A 26,999-nucleotide genomic window follows, 5' to 3' on the forward strand; every position below is an offset into this window, starting at 1 on the left:
GGAAACCCCGCGCAGTGAATACACCCCAGGCAGACGCGCCGACCCGCAGAACGCACTTCGTCGACCTCGCCCCGTTCCGCCGCAGCCCCGCGTTCTTCCGCCTCTGGCTCGGTGGCCTGATCGCAGGAATCGGCGGCCAGATGACCATCATCGCGGTCGGTCTGCACATCTACGACATCACCGGGTCGACGACCGCGGTGTCACTCGTCGGCGTGTTCGCACTCGTTCCGATGATCGTCGCCGGCGTCTACGGTGGCGTCCTCGCCGACAGCTTCGACAGGCGAACGGTCGTACTCGTGGCCGAATTCCTGGCCTGGGGGTCCACGGTCGGACTCGCCCTCCTGGCTTGGAACCGCATCGACGAACTGTGGATGTTCTATGCCCTCACGACCATCACGGCGGTCGCCACGACGGTTGTCGGCGCCACCCGCTCGGCGATCGTGCCCAGACTGCTGTCGCCCGATCTGCTTCCTGCTGCGTCGGCTCTCGGGGGGATCAGCTTCGGTGTACAGGTGACCGTCGGGCCCGCGCTCGCCGGTGTGCTCGTGGCCACGGTCGGATTCCAATGGACCTACACGGTCGACGTCGTGCTCTTCGTCGCCGCGTTCACCGGTGTCGTGACTCTTCCCCGGATCATTCCGGAGGGAGGAACCCGCCGAGCCGGTTTCGCCGCCGTCTGGGAGGGCCTGGCGTTTCTGAGACGAGCCCCGAACATCCGCATGTCGTTTCTCATCGACATCGTGGCGATGACGTTCGGGATGCCGCGGGTCGTCTTCCCGGCGGTCGGCGCGTTGCTGATCGGCGGAGGCGCGATAACGGTGGGCATCCTCTCGGCCGCGTTCGCCGTCGGCGCCCTGCTCTCGTCGGTCTTCTCGGGCAGGCTCGGACACGTGCGGATGCAGGGTCGCGCCATCGGCAGCGCCGTCGCCGTGTACGGAGGGTTCATCGCGGCGTTCGGACTCGTGCTTCTCGTGATGGACCACGGCTCGGCAGCCGGCATAACCTCATCGTTCGACGACGCCAATCTGCCCGCGCTCGCTCTGGCGAGTCTGGCACTCGCCGGCGCCGGCGCATCCGACAACGTCAGCGCCATCTTCCGCCAGACCATGATGCAGTCGGCCGTTCCCGACGTCATGCGCGGTCGCATCCAGGGCATCTTCACCGTGGTGGTCACGGGCGGGCCACGTCTCGGCGACGCCTACGTCGGGCTTGCCGCGGCGACCGCACTGCTGTGGTTGCCGCCCCTGCTCGGTGGGGCCATCGTGGTTCTCTTCTCCCTCGCGGCCGTGCGCCTGCATCGCTCGCTGAGGGAGTACGACGCGCTGAATCCGACGCCGTGACGCGTCATGGCGCGGAACGCATCGTCTCAGACGACGACGGCGGGGCGTGGAGACCTGCTCCACGCCCCGCCGCCCCGATCGAGACGAGAGAACCTTACGGAACGCTGATCAGGTCGATCACGAAGACGAGGGTCTTGCCGCCGAGGAAGTGGCCGCCGGCGGGACCGTAGGCGAGGTGAGGGGGAATGGTGAGCTTGCGACGTCCGCCGGCCTTCATACCGGGAATGCCTTCCTGCCATCCTGCGATGAGGCCGTTGAGCGGGAAGCTGATGGTCTCGCCCCGACCCCACGACGAGTCGAACTCCTCGCCGGTCTCGTACTCGACGCCCAGGTAGTGCACCTCGACGGTTGCTCCGGGGGTCGCTTCTGCGCCGTCTCCGACGACGATGTCCTCGATGACCAGCTCGGTGGGAGCGGGGCCCTCGGGGAAGTCGATCTCTGGCTTGGTGTTCATGTTTTCGGTCATGGCTCCATCCAACCGCTCCCGGGGTGCGCCGGTCAAAAGCGTTCTCTCAGGGGGTAATCGCGACGATCAGGCGGGGCGCACGAGGTGCAGGCGCTGCGTGGGCCTGGTCATCGCCACGTAGAGGCCGGATGCGCCGCGGCTCGACTCGGCGAGAATGCCGTCGGGGTCGACGACGACGACCGCGTCAAACTCCAAACCCTTCGCGTCCTGCGCCGTCAGCACGGCGATCGCGCGGTTCAGACCCTGAGCGCCCAATCCGATGTCGCGGCCGAACGACTCCGAGAGGGCGGGGTAGAGCGCGTCGACCGTCGCCTCAGGGGCGATGACGGCCACGGTGCCCCGGTCGTCGATATCGCGGTCGTCTTCGATGACAGTGATCACCGCATCTCCGAGCGCATCGGGATCGACAGGCCGACCGGAGGGCCGGAGGTCGACGACGGTCGTGGTGACAGGCCACTCGCTCTCTCGCACCGCCGTGGCCCGGGTGATCGGCAGATGGTTCTTCTCGGCCATCGCCTCCGCCTCGAGGGCGATCTGTGCCGGGGTGCGGTAGTTGACGGTGAGTTCCTCCAGCCGCCACCGCTCTCCGAGAGGCGAGGAGCCCACGAGCGGCTGAACGGCATCCCGCCAACTGCGCGCGCTGGCCGCCGCGCTCGCCTGTGCCATGTCGCCGACGACGGTAAACGACCGCAGGGGGCAGCGCCGTGCAAGAACACGCCACTGCATGGGCGACAGCTCCTGAGCCTCGTCGACCACGATGTGGCCGTACGTCCATGTGCGATCGGCTGCGGCCTGCTCGGCTGTCGTTCCGCGCACGCTGCGCTCAGCGAATCCGGCAGCCAGGTCCTCCGCGTGCACGAGGCCCTCGACCTGCATGTTGCGGATCGCATTCTCGGCATTCTCGATGTCGCGTTTCTTCTGCAGCTTCTCCTCGCGCTTGAGGGCCGCATTCTGCGCGTTGTACTCGCCGAGGAGTTCGGCCGCCTCGTCGAGTAGGGGCACATCAGAGATGGTGAACGGTGCGTCGCGGTCGCGGCGCAGGAGCGCGCGCTTCGCGTCTGACCACTGCGGGGTGAGCGAGGCGAGCCACTGCGGCCTCGCGTAGAGGTCTTGCAGTAACTTCTCTGGGGTGAGGGGCAACCAGGCCGTATTGAGTGCGACCACGACATCCTGCGACGTGCGAAGGTCTTCGCGCAGCACGGCCTGATCGGCATCGTCGACCGTGTTGCCGTGCGAACGCAGCTGCTCGGCGAGAAGACGGCTCAACTGATTGAGGGCGCTCTTGACGAAGACCACGCGAGCCTCGTTGTGCGGCTTGCGGGTCTCCCATGCCCGGTTCATCGCGGAGGCGATCAGCCCAGGCTCGAGTGTGAGACGTTCACCGTTGACGTCGAGGTCGATCGCCTCGAGAGGCACGCGTTGCCTGGAGCGTACGGCTCGCTTGATCAGCCCCGACATCTCGGCGGCGCCTTTCACCCGAGCGGTCTCAGGAGCATCGTCGTGCACCGCCTCGAGGCCTGGATACAGGCCGCCGACGCTCGAGACCACGACGCCGGTCTCTCCGAGGCTCGGCAGGACCGCCTCGATGTACTGCAGAAAAGCCCGCGAGGGACCCACGACGAGAACACCGGATGACGCGAGTCGCTCGCGATGCGAGTAGAGCAGGTAGGCAGCGCGGTGCAGAGCGACGGCGGTCTTGCCTGTGCCAGGGCCGCCCTGCACGACGAGCACTCCCCCGAGCTCGGATCGGATAATTCTGTCTTGCTCGGCCTGGATGGTGGCCACGATGTCGCTCATGCGACCGGTGCGCTGGCTGGTGAGCGCCGCGAGAAGCGCGGCTTCGCCCTGCAGGGAGTCGGCCTGCTCGACGAGGAGTTCGGCATCGAAGATCTCGTCGTCGATGCGAGTGACCACGCGGCCCTCGGTGATCAGGTGGCGCCTCGCCCGAGCACCCAGCGGAGTAGCCGCCGTCGCCTGGTAGAACGCGGCGGCCTGAGGCACGCGCCAGTCGAGCAGAATCGGCTTCAGCTGTTCGTCGCGCAGCCCGATACGGCCGATGTACCGGAACGGCGAGTCGTCGTCGGAGTCATCGACGTCGGCCAGCTCGAGTCGTCCGAACGCGAGCCGGTCATCGACCTCGTCGAGCTGTGCGATGCGGTCCTCGTAGAGCCGAGCGTAGGCATCCCTCTCGGAACGGCTCTGGTGGTTGCCGCCCACGTCGTCGCGGCGCACCCTCTCGAGTGCCGTTCTGGCCTCCACCCTGAGCGCATCGAGACGGGCGTACAGCTCCTCGACGTAGCGACGTTCTTGGGCGAGCTCGGTTGAAACCACGAATAGACACTCCTTGACAGCGGCCATCTAGTTTACTCGGGTCTCGAGCCCGTGTCCGTGCGCTCAGATCACAGGCGGACCCTGCTGCGGCGGCTGAGGGGCGCCGTACTGGTCTGAGGGCTGCTGCTGATACTGCGGCGTCGCAGCTTGAGCGGGTGCCTGGGGGCCCGACGCGAGCAGTGACGCCCTGTCGGCGGCCACCGCCTGGAGCAGCTCGGCCTCGTCGCGTTGGCCGCCGATGCCATCGCGACCGGTGACGACCCGCTGTCGGGCGAAAGCCAGCCGCGTCGCATCCAGCGTGAAGCGTCGCATGACGCGACCCTTGTCGCCGCCCTGCGCCTGGGCCCAGGCGCGTGCCTGCCGTCGGCCCGCTCCGGTCGAGAGCATCGAGACCTCTTCGGGCGTGAACCAGCCGGCCGACGCGTACTCCTCGAGGCGCACACGCGTGAGCGCGGCCTCGCGTTTGCGCAGGAAGACGACCGCCACGATCGCCAGGGCGAACAGGGGAACCTGCACGATCGCGTAGACCAGGAAGAAGCCGCCGAGGCCCTCGACGATGAAGGAGGACCCGTTCCAGAGGGCGTGCAACAGGATGGCCGGAATAAGACCGACGAAGAAGAAACCGATGCCCGGAAGCCAGCCCTTCTTCTGCGACGCGAAGCCGAGGGCGACACCGGTGCAGGCGGTGAACATGACGTGTGCGAACGGCGACATGATGCCGCGGAGGAAGAACGTGAAGCCGAGGCCGATTCCCCCGGACTCGATCAGCGACGAACCGAAATAGAGGATGTTCTCGGTGAAGGCGAATCCCGCGGCCACGGTGGCGCCGTAGACGAGCCCATCGATCGGGCCGTCGAAGTGACGACGCAGCACGAAGAAGAGAATCAGCACGCCGAGGCCCTTCGCGCTCTCCTCGACCAGGGGTGCCTGGATGACCGCGGAGAAGAAGTCACCTACCCCGCCCTGACCCTCCGTGGCGTAGTAGACGGCGAGCTGAATCCCGAGACCCACGAGAAGGGCGATCGCGACCGATGCCGCCGCTCCCCAGAGGAACGCGAACCACAGTGCGCCACGCGGCTCCGGTTCCCAGCGGTCGATCCAGGTGATCGTGAGGATGACCACGGCGAGAGGAATCAGTGCGACGAGACCGCAGATCACCAGCGCGACAGGTCCGAGCCCGATCGCCACGTATGCAAGGACAGCGAGAAAGACGAATCCGAGCACGCTGATGCCGATGATCGACAGCACCAGGCCGGTGGACTTCTGCGCCGGAGGAGTGGGCGCCGACCACACCGCGTGCTCGGCGTAGACAGGGCTCACCGCCTGCTGGGGCTGAGGGGCGAAGGCAGGCTCGGCCTGCTGGGGATAGTAGCCGGGCTGATAATGCTGGGACACAATGCTCCTCATCGGTGACAGGCCACCGATCCTAGCGGCACAGCACCTCTTTGGGGGGAACCGGGCGTCAGAAGACGGCGCCCGGATTCATGATCGACAGAGGGTCGAAGACACTCTTGATGCCGCGTTGCAGTTCGAGGCTCTGAGGCCCGAGCTCGTTCTCGAGCCAGCGTTTCTTGAGCACGCCCACACCGTGCTCCCCCGTGAGTGTCCCGCCCAACTCCATGGCCGCGACGAACAGCTCGTCGGCCGCGGCCCAGACGGACGCCGGCACCCACGACTCGCTCAGCACGCCCGATTCCGCTTCGCCCTCGGAGCTGCGTGGCGGCAAGACGAAGTTGGGGTGCAGGTTGCCGTCGCCGGCGTGCGCGATCGTCGGGATCGGGATGCCGTGGCGGCGAGAGATCTCATCGATCGCGTCGAACATCGCCGCGAGACGCGATCGGGGCACACAGATGTCTTCGATCAGCACGTCGCCGACGGAGGCGAGGGCGGGATGAAACGAGCGCCGAACGGTCAGAAGCGCCTCCCCCTCCTCCACGTCGCGAGCCACGCGAACATCGGCCCCGAGGCGCGTCAGGATCTGGGAGATCGCCGAGGCCTCCTCGGCCGCACCGCGCGCATCCGTTTGCACGAGGAGATACGCGCCGCCCCCGTCAGAGAGCCGGGTGCCGGAGTATGCGTCGATAGCGACCAGCGACGCGTGATCCATCAACTCCATCACGGCCGGTCTGATGAGGGCAGCCGTGATCGCTGCGGCCGCCGCCGCACCGGCGCGCACGTCGGGAAAGAAAGCTCCGAGCGTGACGATGTCGCCCGACGGAATCGGCCGGAGGCGCACGGTCGCCTCGACGATGACCCCGAGCGTGCCTTCGGATCCGGTGAACAGTGCTGTGAGGTCGTAGCCGGTCACACCCTTCACGCTGCGTCTTCCCGTTCGAAGCAGCGAGCCGTCGGGCAACACGACGACGAGCCCCAGAACGGCTTCTCTCGTGACCCCGTACTTCGCGCAGAGGAGTCCTCCGGCGTTCGTGGCGATGTTGCCCCCGATCGTCGAGATGGCCTTGGATGCCGGGTCGGGCGAGAACACGAGGCCGTGCGGAGCCACGACATCGCTCAGCTGCTGATTGATCACGCCGGCCTGCACGACGGCGAGTTCGTCGGCCGGGTTGACCTCGAGAATCGCGTTCATGAGCTCCGTCGAGATCACGAGCGCGCCGTCAGTGCCGACGCCTCCGCCGGCCAGTCCGGTGCCCGCACCGCGCGGTACGACGGGAATCCTGAATCTGCTGGCGATCCGCATGGCCGATTGCACGTGTTCCGTCGTGCGGGCGAGAACCAGCGCGAGGGGAACGCCCGGCGCCACCCATCCCGACTTGTCGGTGCGCACGGACTGGAGAAGCGCCGGATCGGTGGACACCGCATCGCCTAATTCCGCCTGGAGCAGCTCGAGTGCGGACTGAGTCGACGTTGGCTCGGAGGAGAACATACGGCCATGCTAGGCCGTGTCGCCGCACTCTTCAGGGCGCCCTCTACTATCGAATCATGACGAGCGCGGGTGATCCCCTTCCCACCCGCCGACAGCTCGACCGACGAGCGACCCGCTATGCATTTCGTCGCACCTGGCACGGGTTCATCCTGCATCGCGACATCGACGCTGCGGCAGCGATCACCTTCTTCTCGGCGCTGTCGCTATTTCCTGCGGCGCTCGCGCTCGTATCGGGACTCGCCCTGTTCGACAGCCGTGGGTCGACCATCGAGCTCATCCTCGATGTTGTCGGGCGGCTCTCACATCCCGAGACGACAACGGCGGTGCGCGCGATCTTCGACCAGCTCTCGCTCCTTCCGAACTCGGGGTGGGCGCTCCTGGTCGGCACCCTGCTCACCCTCTGGACGGTGTCGGGGTTCGCCACGGCGTTCGGCCGCGCCATGAACAACGTGTACGGAGTCGAGGAAGGGCGTCGGCTGACGAAGAACCGGGTGTTGATGCTGGGCGTCGCTGCGGGACTGATCGCCTGCTACCTCCTGATCGGCCTCATCGTGGCCATCACTCCCTCGGTGGCGGACGCTCTCGTCGCGTCCCTGGGCTGGCCCGAGATCATCGCCCAGCTCTGGTCGGCGCTCAAGTGGATCCCCCTCGCCCTGGTGGCGATCTTCACCGTCGGCTTCCTCTACTACGGAACACCGAATCTGCATCGACCACGCCTGCGCTGGCTCTCGGTGGGCGCCACATTCACGGTGACCGTCTGGACCCTCGCAGCCGTCGCCTTCGGTATCTACCTCGCCACGTTCGCCAACTACGACCGCTTGTACGGCTGGCTCGGAGTTCCGATCGCCGCACTCATTTGGTTGTACATCTCGTCGGCGGTGCTGATGCTCGGGGTCGAGGTGGATGCCGAGCTCACCCGCGCACGGCAGTTGCTCGCCGGGCTGCCCGCCGAGGAGACGATCCAGGTGCCGCTGCGCGATACCGCGCGCAACGGCATCCTGGCCCGACGACTATCGGCAGACCTCGCAGACGGTCGCGAATTGCGTCGTCTCTCGCAGATGCTGCACGAGACGGAGTCGAAGGCTAGCGATGGTCGTTCCTAGACGCCTCGGCCTCGGCCTGTGCGATCACCTGGATCACGTCGGTCACCGGCTCGAGTCCGGTGAGCCGAGCGGGCGACAGCAGCTTCAGCACGCGCTCTCTGTCCATCAGACCCGCCTCCACGACGAGGTCGGCGATGTTGCGCTTCGTCAGAAGGGCCGCATGCGCCAACGAGGATGCCGCTGAGTAGCCGATGTAGGGGGTGAGAGCGGTGACGACGCCGACGCTGGATGCGACCATGGCATCGAGCCGTTCGTGATTGGCCGTGATGCCGTCGATGCAGTTGATGCGCAGCGTTCGGCAGCCCTGCCTCATCCACGCCAGGCTCTGCAGCAGGGAGTGGGCGATGACAGGCTCGAAGGCGTTGAGCTGCAGCTGGCCGCCCTCGGCTGCCATGGTGACGGTCAGGTCGGCGCCCGCCACAGAGAAGGCGATCTGGTTGACCACCTCGGGAATGACGGGGTTCACCTTGCCGGGCATGATGCTGGAACCCGCCTGGCGCGGCGGCAGGTTGATCTCGCCGAAACCGGCCTGGGGCCCGCTCGAGAGGAGCCTGAGGTCGTTGCAGATCTTCGACAGCTTGATGGCACTGCGCTTCAGAATTCCCGACAGCTGCATGAAAACGCCGGCGTCGCTGGTCGCTTCGATGAGGTCGGCCGCGGTGATGTGCTCGTAGCCGGTCAAGGCGCTGAGGTGGGCACGCACCGATTCGACATAGCGAGGGTCGGCCGTGATGCCGGTGCCGATGGCCGTGGCGCCGAGATTGATCTCCCACAACAGCGGGACGGTCTCTTCCAGCCGGTCGAGATCTTCGGTGAGCGTGGTCGCGAAGCCGTGGAACTCCTGGCCGAGGGTCATCGGCACCGCGTCTTGCAGCTGCGTGCGGCCGACCTTGAGCACGCCGACGAACTCCTTGCCCTTCGCGGCGAAGGAGTCGCGCATCAGAGCGTGCTCGACCAGCAGTCGTTTGAGCGAGAAGCACAGCGCGAGTTTCACCGCGGTCGGGTACGTGTCGTTGGTGCTCTGGCTGCGGTTGACATCGTCGAGGGGATGCAGCAGGTCGTACCGCCCCTTCTCTTCGCCCGCGAGCTGGAGGGCGACGTTGGCGATCACCTCGTTGGTGTTCATGTTCGTCGACGTGCCGGCGCCTCCTTGGATGACGCCCACGACGAACTGGTCGTGGTACTCGCCCTGACGGATCGCCTCGCACGCCGCATCGATCATGGCGCCCTTCTCTGCCGAGAGAACGCCGATCTCGACGTTCGCCCTGGCGGCGGCCTGCTTGACGATCACGAGCGCGTCGATCAGATCGGGGTAGACCGAGATGGGTCGACGGCTGATCGGAAAATTCTCGAGTGCTCGCGCTGTGTGCACCCCCCAGAACGCATCGAAGGGAATGTCGACACTGCCGAGCGAGTCGGTCTCGGTGCGAAAGCGGGTAGCCGTCGAAGGCTTGGCCGCGGTCTCGGCCGAGGTCTGCGCGGCGAGTCTCTCAGCGGCCGTTGTGGGCGCCGTCGTCGGGGCATTCTCCATGTGAATATCAGCTCCATTGCTTGGTGAAAGGGGCTCGTGGCCCAGCAACCAACCCTAGCTCAGCCTGCGCAGGAGGCCGCGGATGAATGAGGTGCGCTTGGGCGTATACGGCGGGTACACCAGACCGAGGGTGTCGGGCGACAGGGGCTTCGAGAACACCGCCTTCTCGTGGCTGAACGTCTCCAGGGTCCGCCTTCCGTGATAGCTGCCGGTTCCACTCTCGCCGACGCCACCGAACGGCAGATCTGGAACGCTCAAATGCGCCACGGCGACGCCGAAACCGACGGCGCCAGAGGACGTCTCGGTCAAGAACCTGCGCCGCGCCGACGTGTCATCGGTGAAGGCATACAGGGCGAGCGGTTTGTCACCGGAACGAATGTAGGCGATGGCGTCGTCGAGCCCGGTCACGGTCACGATCGGGAGGATCGGTCCGAAGATCTCTTGCGCCATGACATCGTCTCGTCGATCGACATCGGTCAGCACGGTCGGCTCGATGTAGCGCTCCGATGCTTCGGAGCGGCCTCCGATAGCGGCGTTGCCTGCCTCCGCGAGTGCTGACAGACGGCCGAACTGAGCGTCGTTGACGATCCGCCCGTAGTCCGCGGTCTGGCGCGGGTCGTGGCCGTAGAGCGAACCGATCGCTCCTCGCAGCGCCTCGACGAGGCGACCCGCGACATCCGGTGTTGCCAGCACATAATCGGGGGCGACGCACGTCTGACCGGCGTTCAGAAACTTGCCCCACGCGATCCGTCTCGCCGCGGCGTCGATATCGACCGTGTCGTCGACGTAGACCGGCGACTTTCCCCCGAGTTCGAGCGTCACCGGCGTGAGATTCTTGGCCGCTGCAGCAGCGACGATTCGTGCAACCCTCGAGTTGCCCGTGTAGAAGATGTGGTCGAAGCGCTCGGCGAGCAACTCGGTCGTCTCGTCGACCCCGCCCTCGACGACGAGAACCGACTGGGCGTCGAGATAGCGCGGCAGAAAGCGTGCCATGACGGCGGAGGTCGCGGGCGCGAGTTCGCTCGGTTTGAGGACGACCGCGTTGCCTGCTGCGAGCGCGCCGACCAGCGGCGCGAGGAGAAGCTGAACCGGGTAGTTCCAAGGCGAGATGATGAGCACGACACCCAGCGGCTCGAGCATGACGGATGCGGATGCCGGAGCCAGAGCCAGGGGAACCCGCACGTGGCGCGGACGGAGCCAGGACTTGAGGTTCGAGATCGTGTGGGAGACCTCGGCCAGAACGACGCCGATCTCGGTCAGTTGCGACTCGCCGGGGTTCTTGGCCAGGTCGTCGCGGAGAGCACGCTCGAGTTCGGGGCCACGCTCGACGAGGAAGGCACGGAGGCCGGTGAGCTGCTCCAGTCTCCATCGGAGCGACCGCGTGCGCCCCGAATCGAAGCTGCCGCGAACAGCGGAGATGAGTTCGGGAATAGCCGGAGTTGAATTCATGGCCACGACCCTAGCGTCACCGACCTCACGACGAGTGGAAAACCGGCACGATCAGATAGATGCCGAAGAGCACCGCGCCACTGCACAGCGTGAAACACGCGATAGCGGCTACCGTCGCCCATCGAGGTCGCCGCTCCGCCTGGCCGCTCACAACCGAGACGGAACCCGACGGCGTGGTCTCGATGATGCCGGGGGTGTCGTCGGCGTCGAGGCCGCGCCCCACGTTCAACAGCCTCAGGCCGAAAGCGAACAGGCTCACGACGACAGACGCCGAGACGAGTGCCGCTGCTGCCACGATGGCGAACGCTGCCCAGTCGATCATTCGGCTGCCTGCCTCTTCTTCTTGCGGTTCTTGCGAGTGGCCTTCGGCGTGCGCACCGCGCCGACAGCTGCGTCGACCTCGCTGACGACGGTTCCGCTCGTGACCTTGTCGCGAGACGAGATGATAAAGATCGCCACGATCACACCGAGACCGAGCACCGCATCGATGACGATGCCGACCGGGCCGATGCTGGCGAGCAGTGCAGCCACGGCGCCGACGGCAGCAGCAGCGGGGAGCGTCAGGAGCCATCCGAGAGCGATGCGGCCGGCGGTGCGCCAGCGCACGGACGCTCCCTTTCGTCCCAGACCCGACCCGATCACAGAACCGGATGCGACCTGGGTGGTCGACAGGGCGAAGCCCAGGTGGCTCGACGCGAGGATGGTCGCTGCGGTACTGGTCTCCGCCGCGAATCCTTGCGCCGGCTTGATGTCGGTGAGACCCGTTCCCATCGTCTTGATGATGCGCCAGCCACCCGTGTAGGTTCCCAGCGCGATCGCGAGGGCACAGGCGGCGATGACCCAGAACTCCGGACCCGTGCCGACGGCCTGGGCTCCGGTGGCGATCAGGGTGAGGGTGATCACTCCCATCGTCTTCTGCGCGTCATTCGTGCCGTGCGCGAGCGCGACCAGCGACGACGAGAAGATCTGCGCGTAACGGAAGTTGCCGCGGCCGAGGCCGCGTCCCGTCGCGGGATCACGCGTGATGGCATACGCGAGCCGCGTGGCGACGAAGGCGACGACGCCGGCGACGATGGGCGCGACGAGTGCGGGAAGCACGACCTTCGACACGAGGACGGTGAAGTCGACCGACCCGAGGCCCGCCCCGACGATCGCCGCGCCGATCAGACCTCCGAAGAGCGCGTGAGACGAACTCGACGGAAGGCCGAAGAGCCACGTGACCATGTTCCAGCAGACGGCTCCGATCAGGCCGGCGAAGATCATCTCCGGCGTGATCTGGATTCCTCCGTCGCCCTCCTTGATCAAACCGCCCGAGATCGTGCGAGCGACCTCGGTGCTGAGGAAAGCGCCGACGAGGTTGAGGACCGCAGCGAGTGCGACGGCCATTCGCGGCTTCAGTGCGCCCGTGGCGATGGGGGTGGCCATCGCGTTCGCGGTGTCGTGGAAGCCGTTCGTGAAGTCGAAGAAGAGGGCCAGAACGATGACCAGGACAACGATGAGGGTGAGATCCACCAGCGACTCTCTCTAGAGGTGCACACACGTTCGCGCAGGGGAATTTCACCGCTTCACTTCGCGATGAGTTCACACACTATTAGGGTGTCTAGGGTTGCCCTGTTCACGGGCATCTCGATAATCGCATCCTTCGCTCCGCACGGTCAACTTCTCCGGCGGGTCCCGAGCAGATGGACCTGAATCGCCCCATGCGCCGACAGCTCGTGCTCGTGTGCGCAATCGTGCTCGCGTCCCTTGCGCTCGGCGGATGCCAGCCGACGTCGGACCCGGCAGTACCCGAGCGCGTCGCCGCAGCATCCGGAGCGGAACCGGCGGCGCAGGCTCTGGTGGGCGGTGTGACGAGCGAGATCTTCTCGAGCGCGTCGAAGCCGACAGACACTCAGGTGCTGTTCATTCACGGCGGGTCGTACGTGCACGAGGCTTCGGCCCTTCACGCTCCCTTCTTCGAGAAAGTTCTTCGCAACGCGAACGCGACGATCACCATGCCGCTCTACGCCTTGGCTCCCGAGCACGGTTACCGTGTCGCGTACAAGCAGGTGCTCGACGTCTACCTCGAGCTGCGGGCAGCGCACCCCGATTCACCGATCGTTTTGATGGGCGGCTCCGCAGGCGGCGGCTTCGCGCTGGGCTTCGCGCAGAGCCTCGTGGAACAAGGCCTCCCTCAACCGGATCGCATCGTTCTGATCTCGCCATGGCTCGACCTGACCCTCACGAATCCCGAGATCCCCGCTATCGACGCGACGGACGTGCTGCTCGACCGCAAGGCCCTCGTACCGAACGGTCTCGCGTGGGCCGACGGCGACGATCCGCAGAGCTACAGACTCAGCCCCATCAACGGATCACTCGTCGGGCTCGCTCCGACGACCGTGTTGGCTGGCACGAACGACATCCTCTACCCGGATGCGCAGAGGCTCGAGGTCCGGGCGAAAAAGGCGGGTCTCGATTTCGAGCTGGTCTCCTTCTCTGGAGCGAACCATGTCTTCGCGATGTCGTCGGGAGCATCGGGCGACGAGGCTCGCAGCATCGTCGAGAAGCTCATCAGCACTCTCGACTGAGTGTCACTGCTCGTTGTCGGTCACTGCTCGTTGTGCGTGACGGGGTCTGCACCGAACAGCCGCCCGTCGGGCCGCCCCAGCAGAGTGATGGCCTCCATCTCGTCCGAGGAGAGCTCGAAGCCAAAGACGCCGAGATTCCCTTCCTGTCGCACCGGATCAGCTGACTTCGGAAGCGGCACACTGCCGAGTTGAACGTGCCAGCGAAGCACGACCTGGGCCTCGGTCACGTCGTGTGCCCTGGCAGCTTCGACGATGACCGGCGACGTCAACACGTCTGACCCTTTACCCAAGGGACTCCACGATTCCGTGCGGATGTTGTGCACCTCGTGGAATTCCAGGAGCGCGAGCTGAGGGAAGTAGGGATGCAGTTCGACCTGGTTCACCGTGGGCAACACTCCCGTCTCGGATTGCAGGCGGGTGAGGTACTCCTCGGTGAAGTTCGAGACGCCGATCGATCGCGCGAGGCCCTGCTCGTGCAACTGCACCATTGCCCGCCAGCTGTCTACGTAGCGGTCGTCGCCCGGATTCGGCCAGTGGATGAGATAGAGGTCGATGCGATCGAGCCCGAGCCTGTCGAGCGACTCCTGGAACGAGGCGAGGGTGCTCTCGTATCCGTGGGCGCGACCCGGAAGCTTCGTGGTCACGACGATGTCGTCGCGCGGTACGTCGGAGTTCCGCACCGCCTCCCCCACGGCATCCTCGTTGCCGTAGTTCACAGCACTGTCGATCAATCGATACCCTGCGGTCAGGCCCGCGCCCACCGCGGTCACCGCCTCGGCTCCCTTCAACGGATAGGTGCCCAGCCCCACGGCCGGGAGGGTGTTGCCGTCTGCAAGCAGGTGAGTGGGTGCGATCGTCATGTATCGAGCCTAAACCTGTGCGCGGCAAGCCCCCTGGGTGTCGACATCTGCCCGGGGTATGGTCAAGGAATGAGCGCTGGTGCAGTCCGTCCTGATCGCCGTCCGAACACTCTGCCCGGCTGGGTCGCCCGCCAACGGTGGTACCAGAGCGCGGCCCAGACCGCCGAGCTCGTCCTCGTCGGCGAGTGGCTCCTTCCGCCGGCGCCCGACGGCACCGCCTTCGTGACGCATCTGCTTCGCGACGGGTCGGGCGACGCATCCACTCTCTATCAGGTGCCGCTCGCCTACCGATCCGCACCCAGGTCCGACGCCGCCGAGTCCACGCTCGTCGGCACCGTAGAGGGCGACGTCGACGGCTCACCGGCCACACTGTGGGTCTACGACGCTCCGCATGACCCGGCGTACTGCGCCGCGCTGCTCGCATTTATGCTCGACGGCGGCGTGAGCCTCGAGAGCGCGCATTCGTCGGGAGCCGCGGCGGCGGGGCATCGCCATCCGACGACGTCGAACTCCGTCTTCGCTGCGGCACATGTGCTCCGCGGCGAGCAGTCGAACACGTCGATCATCTTCGAGACCGTCGATTCCGCAGGCGAGCCGTCGCTGCCCGTCATCTGCAAGGTCTTCCGCACCCTCCACCACGGTGAGAACCCCGACATCGTCGTTCAATCGGCGCTCGCGGAGGCCGGCTGCACGCTCGTTCCTCCGTCTGTCGGCTACGTCTCCGGAGTGTGGCGGGCTGAGGCATCAGACGACTCTCCCGTGGACAGCGGGCATCTCGCGTTCGCTCAGCGATTCCTGCCGGGCGTGCGAGACGCCTGGCGCGTCGCCCTCGAGGCTGCGGAACAGGGCGAGGACTTCAGCGACCGAGCACGAAGCCTCGGAGCGGCAACCGCGGAGGTGCACGCTGTTCTCGCCGACATCCTGCCGACGGTAGCTGCCTCGACAGACGAGAGGGCGCAGGTCGCGGCCAGCATGCGTCGTCGGCTGGGCGCCGCCGTGGCCGAGGTGCCCGAACTCGAGGTCTACGCATCCGCCGTCGACGCCATCATCACGCGCGCGGAATCGGCCGAGTGGCCTCGCCTCCAGCGCATCCACGGCGACTATCACCTCGGTCAGGTCGTCGCCGTTCCCGATCGTGGGTGGGTTCTCCTCGACTTCGAGGGCGAGCCCCTCCGGCCGCTTGCCGAACGGTCGCAACCCGATCTCACTCTCCGTGATGTGGCCGGCATGCTCAGGTCGTTCGACTACGTCTCCGGTTCCTACGAGCAGGCCCACCCGGGTGAATCCGCTCGCGACTGGGCCTCGGCGTCCCGAGCGGCGTTTCTCCAGGGATATTCCGAACGCGCCGGCATCGACGTCGCCCACTTCCGCGTGCTTCTCGACGCACTCGAGATCGACAAGGCACTCTACGAATCCATCTACGAGGCTCGAAATCGTCCCGCATGGCTGCCGATACCCGTGACCGCTATCTCCCGACTGATTGCCCTGCCGTGACCAAATTCTCGGACGCTCCGCGAGCGGAGCGACGACCGTCTCCGCGCATCCACCACGGCGACACCGTGATCGACGACTTCGAGTGGCTTCGCGACAAAGACGACCCTGCCGTTCGCGCCTATCTCGACGAGGAGAATGCGTTCGCAGAGGCCTCGACAGAGCATCTCGCGGGGCTTCGTCGATCGATCTTCGACGAGATCAAGTCCCGCACGCTCGAGACAGACTTGTCGGTGCCCGTGCGTCAGGGTCGGTACTGGTACTACTCGCGAACGGTGGAAGGCCGGCAGTACGGCATCCACTGCCGGATTCCCCTCGCGCGTGACGACGATTGGACACCTCCCGACGTCTCCTCTGGCGACAGTCGAGAAGAGGTCCTCCTCGACGACAACGTAGAGGCGGAGGGATTCGACTTCTACTCACTCGGGAGTTTCGATGTCTCGACCGACGGACGGCTGCTGGCCTACTCGGTCGACACCACCGGCGACGAGCGGTACACGCTCTACATCCGTGACCTCGAGACGGGCTCCAATCGAGCCGACGTGGTGCCCAACACCTTTCCGGGCGCGACCTTCTCACCCGACGCGAGCGTGGTCTTCTACCCGACCGTCGACGACGCCTGGCGCCCCGACACCATCTGGCGCCACGCGGTCGGCACCCTGGCATCCGACGACATCGCCGTGTTCACCGAACCCGACGAACGATTCTGGGTCGGCGTCGGGCTCACCCGCAGCGGCAGGTATCTCGTGCTCGACATCGCGTCGAAGATCACCAGCGAGGTGCGACTCCTCGACACGCGCGACCTGTCGTGCGATTTCGAGATCGTCTGGCCGAGGCGAGAGGGAGTCGAGTACCAGGTCGAGCACGCCATCGTTGCGGGAGAAGACCGTCTGCTCATCGTGAACAACGATGGTGCCGAGGACTTCCAGGTGATCGATGTGCCGGCGGACCGTCCGCTCGATGAGAGCTCGTGGCGAATACTCGTGCCGGCCAGCCCCGGACGGCGCGTCGAAGAGGTCGACGCCTTCGCCGACCATCTCACCCTCGAGTATCGCCGCGACGGACTCACTCGAGTCGCTGTCATCAGGCTTCGGGGCGGCACCCAACCATTCGGCCCCATCGAGGAGATCCCGTTCGACGAGCCCCTCTTCCAGGTCGGCACGGGCGGCAATCCGGAGTGGACGCAACAGACGGTGCGACTCGGCTACACGTCGTTCGTCACTCCGTCGACGGTCTATGACTTCTCAGTCGCCGACAACACGATGACTCTTCTGAAGCGGCAGGCGGTGCAGGGCGACTACGACCCCGACGACTACCAGCAGGAGCGCGTCTGGGCGACGGCGTCCGATGGCTCGCGCATCCCGATCTCGCTCGTCAGCCGTCGAGTCGACGGACCGCACGCACCCCACCCGACGCTCCTCTACGGCTACGGCTCGTACGAGGCCAGCATCGATCCGGGCTTCTCGATTCCGAGGATCTCGCTCCTCGACCGCGGAGTCGTCTTCGCCATCGCTCATGTGCGGGGTGGTGGGGAGCTGGGTCGGGCCTGGTACGAGCAGGGAAAGATGCTGGCGAAGAAGAACACCTTCACCGACTTCGTCGCAGCGGCCGACGAACTCATCGCGTCTGGCAGAACGCGCCCTGAGCTCTTGGTCGCGCAGGGCGGGAGCGCGGGAGGACTGCTCATGGGCGCCGTCGCGAACATCGCCCCGGATCGATTCGCCGGAATCCTCGCGCAGGTTCCGTTCGTCGACGCCCTGACGTCGATTCTCGACCCGGATCTGCCGCTCACGGTGATCGAATGGGACGAATGGGGTGACCCGCTGCACGACGCAGAGGTCTACGCATACATGAAGTCGTACTCGCCCTACGAGAACGTGCGCGACGACATCCGGTACCCGCCCATCCTGGCGGTGACAAGCCTGAACGACACGCGAGTCCTCTACGTCGAGCCGGCCAAATGGACGGCGCGGCTCAGACAAGCGGGCGCTCCCGTGCTGTTGCTGACCGAGATGACAGCCGGACACGGCGGGGTGAGCGGTCGATACGAACGGTGGAAGGAAGTCGCCCAGGAGTACGCCTGGGTGCTCGACCGCATGGGCCTCGGGACCGCACCGCTCATCAAAAATAGCTAGGAATCTGCGCGCCGTTTACCTCTCATTCAAGGAGGCATGGTTTATTGGATGCAAACGCACGGAGGTCGCCCGAGCCTTCGGCATCACACCCGAGGTTGACATGCCTGTCAGAACCGCCGAGTACCCCCGCCCCGATCACTTCATCCTGCATCTGAGTGACACGCACTTCATCGGGGAAGACGGTCTTCTCTACGGGGCCGTCGATGCAGAGGCCCACCTCGCCCAGCTGCTGAGCGAACTCGAGAGTTCGAATGCCAGGCCAGAGGCCATCGTCTTCACGGGAGATCTCGCCGACAAGGGCGATCCCCGCGCTTACGAGAAGCTCCGCGCCATGGTCGAACCCGTGGCCGCACGGCTGGGTGCCCAGCTCATCTGGGTGATGGGAAACCACGACAACCGTGCGTCGTTCCGGGCGGGCCTGCTCGGTCAGCTTCCCTCGATGAAGCCCATCGACAGGGTTCACGACGTGAACGGACTGCGGGTCATCGCGCTCGACTCGAGCGTGCCTGGCTCTCACTACGGCGAGATCACGCCGGAGCAGCTCGACTGGCTTGCCGAGGAGCTCTCCTCCCCCGCTCCCCACGGCACCATTCTCGCTTTGCATCACCCGCCCGTGCCCAGCGTTCTCGACCTGGCCGTTCTCGTCGAGTTGAGAGATCAGTCGGCCCTGGCCGAAGTTCTCGAGGGAACAGACGTGCGTTCCATCCTCGCGGGGCACCTGCACTATTCGAGCACCGCAACCTTCGCCGGCATCCCCGTGTCTGTCGCCTCGGCCACGTGCTACACGCAAGACCTCAATGTCCCCGTGGGTGGCACGCGAGCTCGAGACGGCGCACAGGGGTTCAACCTCGTGCACGTCTACGAGAACACGATCCTGCACACCGTCGTTCCGATCGGAACGTACAGCACGACGTCGTACACCTCGGCCGAGGAGACCGCGCGGATCCTCGAACGCGAGAACGTTGTGATCCGTCCGGCGAAGCCGACGGCGATTCCTATCGACCCGGTGCTGACCGTTCCCCAGCTGCTGCCCCAGGAAGCCACGATCTCTTCCTGATCGACTCGTTCGTTCGATCAGGAAGCGTACTTCTGAGGCCGGCAGTTCTCAGGCGGACGTCTTCTCCCAGGGCGCCGGGATGGGGAAATACTTCTCGAGGAAGTCGACCATCAGCTCGGCGCGTTCGTCGGCCGGAACCTCCGGAAAACTGCCATCGTTCAGACAGAAGAGGTCGTACTGCCGCCGACGTAGCAGCGCCGGTAGCCTGCCGAGCCCGCTCTTCAGCGTGGTGTCGACGTATAGCACCTTCGCGTCGTCCTGAGTGACGGCCCGCCCCTCGAGGAGCGCGTAGTAGTGGTAGAGCGAGTTGGTGACCGAGATATCCGACTTCGATCGGAACCGACTGGCGGCCGTGCGCCGGAACTCCTCGGGAAAGTCCGCCTCGAGGAGATCGATGACGCTCTTGCGCAGCGGCGCCGGCGTGTGCTCGAGGTGACGCGTGATGACGTGGCCGAACTTCTTCAGGAGAAGGTCGCGGTTGATTCGGGCCGAGTTCTCGAAACCACTGCGGCTGGGATCGCTGAAGCCCAGGCCGATGCGCGTCGTCGCCTCGATGAACTTGGTGACGCCGCCCGATGAGAAGAACATCGACGGAGGAACAGGACGGCCGAAGAACATGTCGTCGTTCGAATACAGGAAGTGCTCGCTGAGGCCCGGGATGTTGTGCAGCTGGCTCTCGACAGCCTGCGAGTTGTGCGTGGGCAGCACCGAAGGGTCGGCAAAGAACTGTTCGCTTCGCATCAGCTGCACGCGGGGGTGGTCGTCGAGCCATGCCGGACGCGGCGAATCCGTCGCGATGAAGATGTTTCGAACCCACGGGGCGAAGAGGTAGACCGATCTGAGGGCGTACTTGAGCTCATCGACCTGGCGGTAGCGGGCGTCGGCCTCGTCTCCCTCGCCGACGACGACGCCCTCCATGCGGGCCGCTCTCGCCTTCTGATATTCGACATCGTTGCCGTCGACCCACGAGAAGACGAGGTCGATGTCGAAGGTGACGTCGGTCGCGTGCGGCTCGAACATGCCCTGGAAGGTGTCCCAGCTGCGGCCGTACAGTTCGACGGTCGCGGGAATTGCCTCCACCAGGGGCAGCTCTCGACGGGTGAGCGAGTTCTCGACGGGACACACGTAGTGGTCGCCTTCGATACTCCAGAACTGCAACTCGATGCCGGTCGACGACCCGTAGCTGAGACCCCCCAGGGGCTCGAGCCTCGGACGGAAGAGCCGGAAGATCATTGCGGAGCGCTTCTCCGAGAGAAGTCCGTCTCCTAACAAGACCGGTGGGCGACGCCGGCCGCCGACCGTGCGCGAGTAGAACGGCTCGTCGGCGCAGGCGAGCGCGAGAGTCTTCTCGACTCGTCGGCGCAGCGGCGCGTCGACCACGAGGACCGGGCGCTCATCATTTCCGCGCACGAGAACGAAATCGATGCCCCCCGCGATGAAGGCGTCGCGAATGAAGAGCAGATCTTCGACCATGGCCTGGTGCGGCGTCAGCGACGTGTTGATGAGGGTCGCAAGACCCTTCTTGATGATGACGTCGGGCCGACCGTGGACCTCGGGCCACGAGCGAGGTGCGCCATGTACCCCCGTGGCTGCTGTGAAGAGTTCTTCGGGGGTGAAAGCTTCGACACCTTCGTCGATGTCGATGTTGTGAGTGGCAGAGCTTCCGGACAAGTAGATATCAAGCCTTTCCGAGCAGTACGGGGCGGCCCCAGTTTTCGCTTCCGTTATTCTATCGTGCGTCCGCGACGCCGGACGCGATGCGTTATTACAGCCAACCCCGGCGGCGGAACATTACGTACAGGCCCGTCATGGCGACCAGCATGACGCCGATCGCCACGGGGTAGCCGTACTGCCAGTGCAGCTCGGGCATGGCGTCGAAATTCATGCCGTAGATGCCCGCAATCACCGTCGGAGCGAAGAAGATTGCGGCCCAGGCCGAGATCTTCTTCACCTCCTCGTTCTGCCGGTTGCTCGCCTCGGCGAGCACCTTCATGTCTTCGTTCTGGCGCTGCGCGACGAGCGTCGCGTTCACGGCCAGGATCTCGCGGAGCGTGCCGCGGAATCCCTCGACGCGATCGTTCACGACGGCGGTGTGGTCGGCCACGTCGCGCAGTGCTCGGCGAAGCTCGAGGTTGGTCTCGAACGCGTCGAATCCGGCGCGGAGGGTCTCGAGCATGCCCACGAGCGGAAGGGTTGCGCGTTGGAAGTCGAGCACCTCCTGCGAGAGTTCGTAGATGCGCCTCGACACTTCGGCGTCGCCCGCGAAGACCTGCGCCTCGATCTCGTCGATGTCGTTCTCGAGCCCTGAGACCACAGGCAGATATTGATCGACGACCGCGTCGAGGATGCCGTAGAGCACCGCGACCGGGCCGAGTGCGAGCAGTTCTGGTTCGGCTTCCATGCGCTGACGCACGACGGCGAGATCCGGTGACTCGCTGTGCCTGACCGAGACCACGAAGTTGGGCCCGACAAAGAGATGCAGCTCGCCGAAGTCGACTTCTTCTCGCTCGTCGGAATAACTGGCCGCCCTGAGTACGACGAAGAGGGTGTCGCCGTAGCGCTCGAGCTTCGGGCGCTGGTGCGCGCCGATCGCATCCTCGACGGCGAGGGGGTGCAGGTCGAATTCCTTCTGGATGGCTGCCAGCTCTGCCTCGTTGGGCCGATAGAGGCCGATCCACGCCATCGAGTCGGTGAACCGGGCACATCCCGACAGCGTGTCCTCGAGGCTCGTCGGCGAAAGAACGCGACGGCCGTCGGCGTACACGGCGTTGTCGACCGTGCTGCTGTGTCGGGGCGAGGGCACCGTGTCGACCTTGGCGACGGACGGCGTGTGCGGGTGAGATCCCGGTCGGAGCGACGACATCGCCCGGAGGGCCTGGGACACGCTGGGCTTCTTCATCGTCACCTCTTCTGCACGCGCCCGGATTTGGGCGGTTAACCTTGACACATGGATGTGAACGAGACATGAACGACGACCTGAGCACGGCCGGCTCCTACGTGACCGCCGGAGCAGAATTCACCCGCGACACCAACTACATCGACGACCGCATCACGGCCTTCACGACGGAGTCGGGTCGCGACAACGAAGGACGTCTGCTCTGGCCGGTCGAATCCGACCGCTACCGGCTGATCGTAGCCAGGGGGTGCCCGTGGGCCAACCGCGCCGTCATCTCTCGGAGACTTCTCGGCCTCGAGAACGCCATCTCTCTCGGCATCGCCGGCCCCGTGCACGACAAGCGCAGTTGGAGCTTCGACCTCGATCCCGACGGCCTCGACCCCGTGCTGCGCATCCCCCGCCTGCAGGACGCGTTCCTGGCACGTTTCCCCGACTATCCGCGCGGCATCACCGTTCCCGCGCTCGTCGAGGTGTCGAGCGGACAGGTCGTCACCAACGACTATCCGCAGATCACCATCGATTTCGCACTCGAGTGGACCGCCTTCCATCGTGAGGGGGCACCGCAGCTCTACCCAGAGCACCTCAGAGCCGAGATCGACGAGATCAACTCCGTGGTCTTCTCCGACGTGAACAACGGCGTCTACCGCTGCGGTTTCGCCGGATCACAGAAGTCTTACGAGCGCGCCTACCGCACGCTCTTCGCCCGGCTCGACTGGCTCACCGAACGGCTCAGCACGAGACGCTACCTGGTGGGCGACACGATCACCGAAGCCGACATTCGACTGTTCACGACTCTCGTTCGCTTCGACGCCGTCTACCACGGCCACTTCAAGACGAATCGGCAGAAGCTCACCGAGATGCCCGTGCTCTGGGCATACGCGCGCGACCTGTTCCAGACACCCGGTTTCGGTGACACGATCGATTTCGAGCAGATCAAACAGCACTACTACATCGTGCACACCGATCTGAATCCGACCCAGATCGTGCCGGTCGGTCCGGATGCGACCGGCTGGCTCGAGCCGTCGGGTCGCGAGGTCCTGGGCGGGCGTCCGTTCGGAGACGGCACGCCTCCTCCTCCCCCGCCCGCGGCCGAGAGAGTACCGGATCTGGTCTGATCCGCACCTACCCCGAGAATCGAGCAGGCGCGGAGCGTCGACCTAGCCCTCCAGCGCCTGCTCGAGAAGGTGCACGAGCGCATCCAGCTGCACGCTGTCGCCCGAGGATACCTCTTCGTCGCTGCCGTCGAGGGCGCGGGCCGCGAGACCCTGTTTGCTGTCGATGAGCTCGGCGATCTTCGCGTCGATCGTCTGGGCTGCCACGATGCGCCACGCCGTCACGGGCTCCTCCTGGCCGATCCGGTGCACGCGGTCGATCGCCTGCGTCTGCTCGGCGGCAGTCCACGACAACTCGGCGAGCACGACGTTCGACGCGGCCTGGAGGTTGAGTCCGACGCCAGCGGCGGTCAGCGAGCAGACCGCGACCGAAACGGCGGGATCGTTGTTGAACGCGTCGATCTCCTTCTGACGGTGCAGCGCCGACTGGTCTCCGCGGATGGAGACCGTCTGCAGCCCCGCCTTGGCGAAAGCCTCCTCAGCCTGGTCCATCACGTCGATGTGCTTGGCGAAGAACACGACCTTGCCCACCGATCGGGCGAGCTGGGCCGTGTAGTCCGCGGCGAGCGACGCCTTGGCTTGGCCGATGAGCCTCACCATGGTGAAGACGTTGTCTCCGCTGCCGCCCTGAGCCTTCGACTCCTCGACCTCCTGACGCGCGACCGCCCGCATGAGATTCTCTGTCGAGACCTCGGCATCCGGGTCTGACTTCGTACGCGCGGCGAGCAGCCTCTTATAGCGAGTGACGAGTCGACGACCGAGCTCGGCCTCCGCTTCTCTGATCGAGCGGCCCAGATCGTCGTCGAGTTCGACAGGAAGATCGACGATCCTCTTTGCCGGCAGGTCGGCGGCCACGTCGAGCTTGCGACGTCGCACGATTCCCATGTCGATGACCGCCTCGCGTGCCTCTGAGAAGAATCCGAAGTCGGCGGGGGTGAGCCCGGTCTCCTCGAGCTTCTCCATGAGCTGCGGTGTCGGTTTGGTGCCGTCGATCCAGCCCAGGAGCTGCCAGATCGCACGGAAGTCGTCGATGTCGTTGATGAGCGGTGTACCCGTGAGCGCCATCATCAGAGGGTTGCCGCCCGGCGCCTGCGACCGGATGCGCTCGGCGAGGGCGAGCACGTGCTTCGACCGCTGCGACGACAGGTTCTTGATGAAGTGCGCCTCATCGACGACCATGCCGCGGAACCCGAGGGTGCTCAGCCAGGCGAGGTGCCGGTCGAGCACTTCGTAGTTCACGATCACGACGTCGGCGAACGCGTCGAGACCTGCTCCGTCACCGTGGATGACCGTCGCGCGCCGGTAGGGAGTCCACAACTCGACCTCGCGCGCCCAGTTCATCTTCACGACGTTCGGCACGACGGCGAGCAGCGGGTATGCGTCGGCGACGGATGCGGCCAGCAGCGACTGGGCCGTCTTTCCGAGACCGGGTTCGTCTGCGAGCAGGAACGAACGGTGACCCTGAGCCACGCTTGCTACGAAACGCGCCTGGTGTCGCATGAGCTCTTGTCCAGGGGGCGAGAGCCTGTCGATGCGGGGTGCCTCAGGAAGCTCCATGCTGGCGACCTGACCTCCCGCTCCGTACTCGAAAGCGCGAAACAGCGGCCCGAGCAGCTCCCAGTTCGATAGCCGGCCGTGCGACGAGTGCTTCTGCGTCGAGGCGGACGAGAAGTCGGGGGCCAGGAACGGGTTCGCGAGCTGCCGCGCCTTCACCGACTGCGGAATGACCTGTCGCTCGGCGAGCTCCGGAGGCAGCATGGTGGTCTGTTTGGGTGCTTCGACGACGTCGTCGGGCACGTCCACGCCAGCCTCCTCGAGGTACTGCCGGCGCAGCTTCTGTGCAACGGGCGAAATCGGCGCATCGTTCTCGAGAAGAGTGATCAGCGAGGTGTCTCGTGCGGCCGTCTTGGCGAGAATCGACCCGATGCCGTCGAGCCGTTTGATCTGCTCGGCGCGGTCCGCGTCGGAGAGCTCCGGGTTGTTGCGCACGGAGACGCGCTCCTCGCGGGCGAGAAGAGCCACGACGAGGAATTTGGTGCGGTTCGAAGGCGCGACCTTGCCACGCTGTGCCGCCGCTTCGACTTCGCGCACCTTGCGCGCGAGGATCGGAATGAGGCCGGTGTTGTCGACGCTCTTGGGTGATCGGCGTCCGCCGGATCGAGACATGCTCCTCCTGTGGAGTGTGGGCCCCGCCGTCCGTGCTCCCTCTGTGGACGACGATGCTTCAGTAACGATCCCTGGCCGGGATCGGTGCGGTCGTGCTGGCCGGGTAAGGGCGTCGAGCAACATGACATTGTCACGGTCGACGGGGAGAGCGAAGCGGCCCGGCCTTGAGACAGTCTACGTCACCGGTTGTGGGACCCACGCCGCCGCCAGTCTCAACGACGGGTGGATGCCCTGTCGGGCGCCATGGGCACCTTGATCAGCAGGCCGGCCGCCACGAAGACCACGGCCGCCGCGAGGTGCAGAACCTGCCAGACGAACAGCTCCAGTTCGAGCGGAACGATCGGGTTCCAGAGAACGACGATCGCGGCCAGAGCAGGCAGCCACCACCACTGCTTGGCCTGATAGGCGAAGACACCGATGATCGCCGCGAGGATGCTGATCGCATACCGGAAGATGGTGAACCAGTCGCTATCGATCAGCGCGACGCCCGCGAGCAGGACGATGGCCGCAAGGAGTCCGGGCGCGAGCGCGAGACGAGCAAAGGACGGGTTCGGATAGCGCTGCGACATCGTGTCGTCAGCTTAACGGGTCGCGGCGGGTGCCGGCCGCGCGAGGTCGTCGAGCGCCTGCTCGAGAGTGCTGTGACGAAAGACGTAGCCCGCATTCTGCAACCTCTCGGGCACGACCCAACGGCTCTTCAGAACCAGTTCCGTCTCTGTTCGGAGCACCCACATGGCGAGCTCGAGCATCCATCGGCGGGCCGGCAAGCCGACGGGTGCGCCGACGTTGCGACGCAGCAGAGCCATCAGCCGCCTGTTGTCGCTCGGCTCCGGGGCGCAGACGTTGACGACGCCGTCGATGTTCGGCCTGTCGCGGATGAACCGCACGATCGCCACGACGTCGTCGATGTGCACCCAGCTGAACTTCTGCAGACCCTTCGTTCCCCTCTTCTCGTGCCAGACGCCGGCCCGACGCCTGGCCGCGGACCCGAAGAGAGAGCGGAACCACCACCCGTCGTGCTGGGTTCCGCCGAGTCCGAGCCGCGCGATGCGGACGAGGGGTGTCAGCGCGCCGCCGCGACCGAGGACGATCGCCATTCGGAGGGCGACCCTCCGAGTCTGGGCAAGCTCGCCCGCGAAGAACGCGTCCTCCCAGTCGGTAGCGATCGACACCGAGAAGCCGGTGCCGATCTCACCGGTCGACTCTGTCTGCGGCCGATCTTCGGCGTGCCGGTAGATGGTGGCCGTGCTCGAGTTGAGCCAGAGGGCCGGCGGCGACGCGACCCGTGAGATCGACTCGCGGAGGATGCGCGTGGTGTCGACGCGAGACCGCCTGATCTCTGCCCGATTGCTCTCCGTGTACCTGCAGTTCACGCTCTTGCCTGCGAGGTTGATGACGAGCGACGCGCCATCGATCGCTGCGTCGATCGCCTCGGTATCGTGCCAGCCCACGGCCGGCACCGACCGACCGATGAGACGGACCTCGTAACCCTCCGCCACGAGTTCGCGCCGCAGCACTTCCCCGATGAACCCGCTCGCACCGGCAAGCACGGCACGGCGGGGGGCGAGCGGGGCAGAGGAGTCGAGTGTCATGCATCCAGTCTCGTCGATG

General features: G+C 65.8%; 21 protein-coding genes. 7 read left to right on the plus strand and 14 right to left on the minus strand.

What is annotated here, in order from left to right:
* The first annotated feature begins 14 nt into the window (after positions 1-14).
* Positions 15-1,340, plus strand: coding sequence for an MFS transporter (locus CCK87_RS07000; RefSeq protein WP_086460713.1), 1,326 nt, complete (start codon positions 15-17; stop codon positions 1,338-1,340).
* 94 nt (positions 1,341-1,434) lie between these two features.
* On the opposite strand, the gene CCK87_RS07005 is transcribed toward CCK87_RS07000, so the two are convergent.
* The 4 genes from CCK87_RS07005 to CCK87_RS07020 form a co-directional block, all read right to left on the minus strand.
* Entirely contained in the window at positions 1,435-1,806 is a 372-nt protein-coding gene (locus CCK87_RS07005) for an FKBP-type peptidyl-prolyl cis-trans isomerase (RefSeq protein WP_200920223.1), read from the minus strand.
* 66 nt (positions 1,807-1,872) lie between these two features.
* Complete coding sequence (locus CCK87_RS07010) at positions 1,873-4,137, minus strand: UvrD-helicase domain-containing protein (protein WP_249273759.1); 2,265 nt, start codon at positions 4,135-4,137, stop codon at positions 1,873-1,875.
* A 63-nt stretch (positions 4,138-4,200) separates the two neighbouring features.
* Positions 4,201-5,532 (minus strand): PrsW family intramembrane metalloprotease, encoded by a 1,332-nt coding sequence (locus CCK87_RS07015; protein ID WP_249273760.1) that lies wholly within the window; start codon positions 5,530-5,532, stop codon positions 4,201-4,203.
* Between the two features lie 67 nt (positions 5,533-5,599).
* Complete coding sequence (locus tag CCK87_RS07020) at positions 5,600-7,021, minus strand: FAD-linked oxidase C-terminal domain-containing protein (RefSeq protein ID WP_086460716.1); 1,422 nt, start codon at positions 7,019-7,021, stop codon at positions 5,600-5,602.
* Positions 7,022-7,077: 56 nt separating this feature from the next.
* Between CCK87_RS07020 and CCK87_RS07025 the strand changes: the two genes are divergently transcribed.
* On the plus strand, positions 7,078-8,124 hold the full coding sequence (locus CCK87_RS07025; RefSeq protein ID WP_086460717.1) for a YihY/virulence factor BrkB family protein: 1,047 nt from the start codon (positions 7,078-7,080) through the stop codon (positions 8,122-8,124).
* Here CCK87_RS07025 and CCK87_RS07030 read toward each other — a convergent pair.
* The 4 genes from CCK87_RS07030 to CCK87_RS07045 are packed head-to-tail and all read right to left on the minus strand — an operon-like array spanning position 8,105 to position 12,616.
* The gene (locus CCK87_RS07030; protein WP_086460718.1) at positions 8,105-9,655 is read right to left on the minus strand and encodes an aspartate ammonia-lyase; all 1,551 of its coding nucleotides are present in this window, start codon (positions 9,653-9,655) and stop codon (positions 8,105-8,107) included. The two genes, CCK87_RS07025 and CCK87_RS07030, sit on opposite strands and share 20 nt — an antisense overlap.
* A gap of 54 nt (positions 9,656-9,709) precedes the next feature.
* Positions 9,710-11,104 carry an aldehyde dehydrogenase family protein gene (locus CCK87_RS07035; RefSeq protein WP_086460719.1) on the minus strand — a complete coding sequence of 465 codons (1,395 nt, stop codon included), beginning with the start codon at positions 11,102-11,104 and terminating at the stop codon, positions 9,710-9,712.
* 25 nt (positions 11,105-11,129) lie between these two features.
* Positions 11,130-11,426, minus strand: coding sequence for a hypothetical protein (locus CCK87_RS07040; protein WP_086460720.1), 297 nt, complete (start codon positions 11,424-11,426; stop codon positions 11,130-11,132).
* Positions 11,423-12,616 carry an inorganic phosphate transporter gene (locus CCK87_RS07045; protein ID WP_086460721.1) on the minus strand — a complete coding sequence of 398 codons (1,194 nt, stop codon included), beginning with the start codon at positions 12,614-12,616 and terminating at the stop codon, positions 11,423-11,425. Before CCK87_RS07045 ends, CCK87_RS07040 begins: the two co-directional genes overlap by 4 nt.
* Before the next feature lie 188 nt (positions 12,617-12,804).
* Between CCK87_RS07045 and CCK87_RS07050 the strand changes: the two genes are divergently transcribed.
* On the plus strand, positions 12,805-13,671 hold the full coding sequence (locus tag CCK87_RS07050; protein WP_170927178.1) for an alpha/beta hydrolase: 867 nt from the start codon (positions 12,805-12,807) through the stop codon (positions 13,669-13,671).
* 20 nt (positions 13,672-13,691) lie between these two features.
* On the opposite strand, the gene CCK87_RS07055 is transcribed toward CCK87_RS07050, so the two are convergent.
* Entirely contained in the window at positions 13,692-14,531 is an 840-nt protein-coding gene (locus CCK87_RS07055; RefSeq protein ID WP_086460723.1) for an aldo/keto reductase, read from the minus strand.
* A 69-nt stretch (positions 14,532-14,600) separates the two neighbouring features.
* Between CCK87_RS07055 and CCK87_RS17970 the strand changes: the two genes are divergently transcribed.
* The 3 genes from CCK87_RS17970 (at position 14,601) to CCK87_RS07075 (ending at position 19,214) form a co-directional block, all read left to right on the plus strand.
* Complete coding sequence (locus CCK87_RS17970) at positions 14,601-16,025, plus strand: phosphotransferase (RefSeq protein WP_140162776.1); 1,425 nt, start codon at positions 14,601-14,603, stop codon at positions 16,023-16,025.
* Positions 15,974-18,157 carry a S9 family peptidase gene (locus CCK87_RS07070; RefSeq protein WP_086460726.1) on the plus strand — a complete coding sequence of 728 codons (2,184 nt, stop codon included), beginning with the start codon at positions 15,974-15,976 and terminating at the stop codon, positions 18,155-18,157. The genes CCK87_RS17970 and CCK87_RS07070 overlap by 52 nt, the downstream gene beginning before the upstream one ends.
* A 100-nt stretch (positions 18,158-18,257) precedes the next feature.
* Positions 18,258-19,214 carry a phosphodiesterase gene (locus tag CCK87_RS07075; protein WP_086460727.1) on the plus strand — a complete coding sequence of 319 codons (957 nt, stop codon included), beginning with the start codon at positions 18,258-18,260 and terminating at the stop codon, positions 19,212-19,214.
* Between the two features lie 48 nt (positions 19,215-19,262).
* Here the strand turns inward: CCK87_RS07075 and CCK87_RS07080 are convergent, their stop codons facing one another.
* Both CCK87_RS07080 and CCK87_RS07085 read right to left on the minus strand, forming a co-directional pair.
* Complete coding sequence (locus tag CCK87_RS07080) at positions 19,263-20,885, minus strand: stealth family protein (protein WP_249273761.1); 1,623 nt, start codon at positions 20,883-20,885, stop codon at positions 19,263-19,265.
* Between the two features lie 94 nt (positions 20,886-20,979).
* Positions 20,980-22,098, minus strand: a complete 1,119-nt coding sequence (locus tag CCK87_RS07085) for a magnesium and cobalt transport protein CorA (protein ID WP_249273762.1) — start codon at positions 22,096-22,098, stop codon at positions 20,980-20,982.
* Positions 22,099-22,178: 80 nt separating this feature from the next.
* Between CCK87_RS07085 and CCK87_RS07090 the strand changes: the two genes are divergently transcribed.
* Entirely contained in the window at positions 22,179-23,225 is a 1,047-nt protein-coding gene (locus tag CCK87_RS07090; protein WP_086460729.1) for a glutathione S-transferase C-terminal domain-containing protein, read from the plus strand.
* Positions 23,226-23,267: 42 nt separating this feature from the next.
* Here the strand turns inward: CCK87_RS07090 and CCK87_RS07095 are convergent, their stop codons facing one another.
* The 3 genes from CCK87_RS07095 to CCK87_RS07105 all read right to left on the minus strand — a co-directional run bounded on the left by CCK87_RS07095 (position 23,268) and on the right by CCK87_RS07105 (position 26,980).
* A complete protein-coding gene (locus CCK87_RS07095; protein ID WP_086460730.1) occupies positions 23,268-25,388 on the minus strand; it encodes a DEAD/DEAH box helicase in 2,121 nt (706 codons plus the stop codon).
* A gap of 212 nt (positions 25,389-25,600) precedes the next feature.
* The gene (locus CCK87_RS07100; protein WP_086460731.1) at positions 25,601-25,957 is read right to left on the minus strand and encodes a DUF6804 family protein; all 357 of its coding nucleotides are present in this window, start codon (positions 25,955-25,957) and stop codon (positions 25,601-25,603) included.
* A gap of 12 nt (positions 25,958-25,969) precedes the next feature.
* Complete coding sequence (locus CCK87_RS07105; RefSeq protein WP_086461211.1) at positions 25,970-26,980, minus strand: DUF1731 domain-containing protein; 1,011 nt, start codon at positions 26,978-26,980, stop codon at positions 25,970-25,972.
* Between the last annotated feature and the right edge of the window lie 19 nt (positions 26,981-26,999).

The sequence above is a fragment of the Agreia sp. VKM Ac-1783 genome (assembly GCF_900177765.1).
GTDB lineage: Bacteria > Actinomycetota > Actinomycetes > Actinomycetales > Microbacteriaceae > Agreia.

Excerpts from the sequence above, each read along its gene's own strand:
- CCK87_RS07005 (WP_200920223.1), bottom strand. The coding sequence starts at position 1,806 with ATGACCGAAAACATGAACACCAAGCCAGAGATCGACTTCCCCGAGGGC.
- CCK87_RS07020 (WP_086460716.1), bottom strand. The coding sequence starts at position 7,021 with ATGTTCTCCTCCGAGCCAACGTCGACTCAGTCCGCACTCGAGCTGCTC.
- CCK87_RS07025 (WP_086460717.1), top strand. The coding sequence starts at position 7,078 with ATGACGAGCGCGGGTGATCCCCTTCCCACCCGCCGACAGCTCGACCGA.
- CCK87_RS07030 (WP_086460718.1), bottom strand. The coding sequence starts at position 9,655 with ATGGAGAATGCCCCGACGACGGCGCCCACAACGGCCGCTGAGAGACTC.
- CCK87_RS07035 (WP_086460719.1), bottom strand. The coding sequence starts at position 11,104 with ATGAATTCAACTCCGGCTATTCCCGAACTCATCTCCGCTGTTCGCGGC.
- CCK87_RS07040 (WP_086460720.1), bottom strand. The coding sequence starts at position 11,426 with ATGATCGACTGGGCAGCGTTCGCCATCGTGGCAGCAGCGGCACTCGTC.
- CCK87_RS07050 (WP_170927178.1), top strand. The coding sequence starts at position 12,805 with ATGCGCCGACAGCTCGTGCTCGTGTGCGCAATCGTGCTCGCGTCCCTT.
- CCK87_RS07055 (WP_086460723.1), bottom strand. The coding sequence starts at position 14,531 with ATGACGATCGCACCCACTCACCTGCTTGCAGACGGCAACACCCTCCCG.
- CCK87_RS17970 (WP_140162776.1), top strand. The coding sequence starts at position 14,601 with ATGAGCGCTGGTGCAGTCCGTCCTGATCGCCGTCCGAACACTCTGCCC.
- CCK87_RS07070 (WP_086460726.1), top strand. The coding sequence starts at position 15,974 with ATGGCTGCCGATACCCGTGACCGCTATCTCCCGACTGATTGCCCTGCC.
- CCK87_RS07075 (WP_086460727.1), top strand. The coding sequence starts at position 18,258 with ATGCCTGTCAGAACCGCCGAGTACCCCCGCCCCGATCACTTCATCCTG.
- CCK87_RS07090 (WP_086460729.1), top strand. The coding sequence starts at position 22,179 with ATGAACGACGACCTGAGCACGGCCGGCTCCTACGTGACCGCCGGAGCA.
- CCK87_RS07095 (WP_086460730.1), bottom strand. The coding sequence starts at position 25,388 with ATGTCTCGATCCGGCGGACGCCGATCACCCAAGAGCGTCGACAACACC.
- CCK87_RS07100 (WP_086460731.1), bottom strand. The coding sequence starts at position 25,957 with ATGTCGCAGCGCTATCCGAACCCGTCCTTTGCTCGTCTCGCGCTCGCG.
- CCK87_RS07105 (WP_086461211.1), bottom strand. The coding sequence starts at position 26,980 with ATGACACTCGACTCCTCTGCCCCGCTCGCCCCCCGCCGTGCCGTGCTT.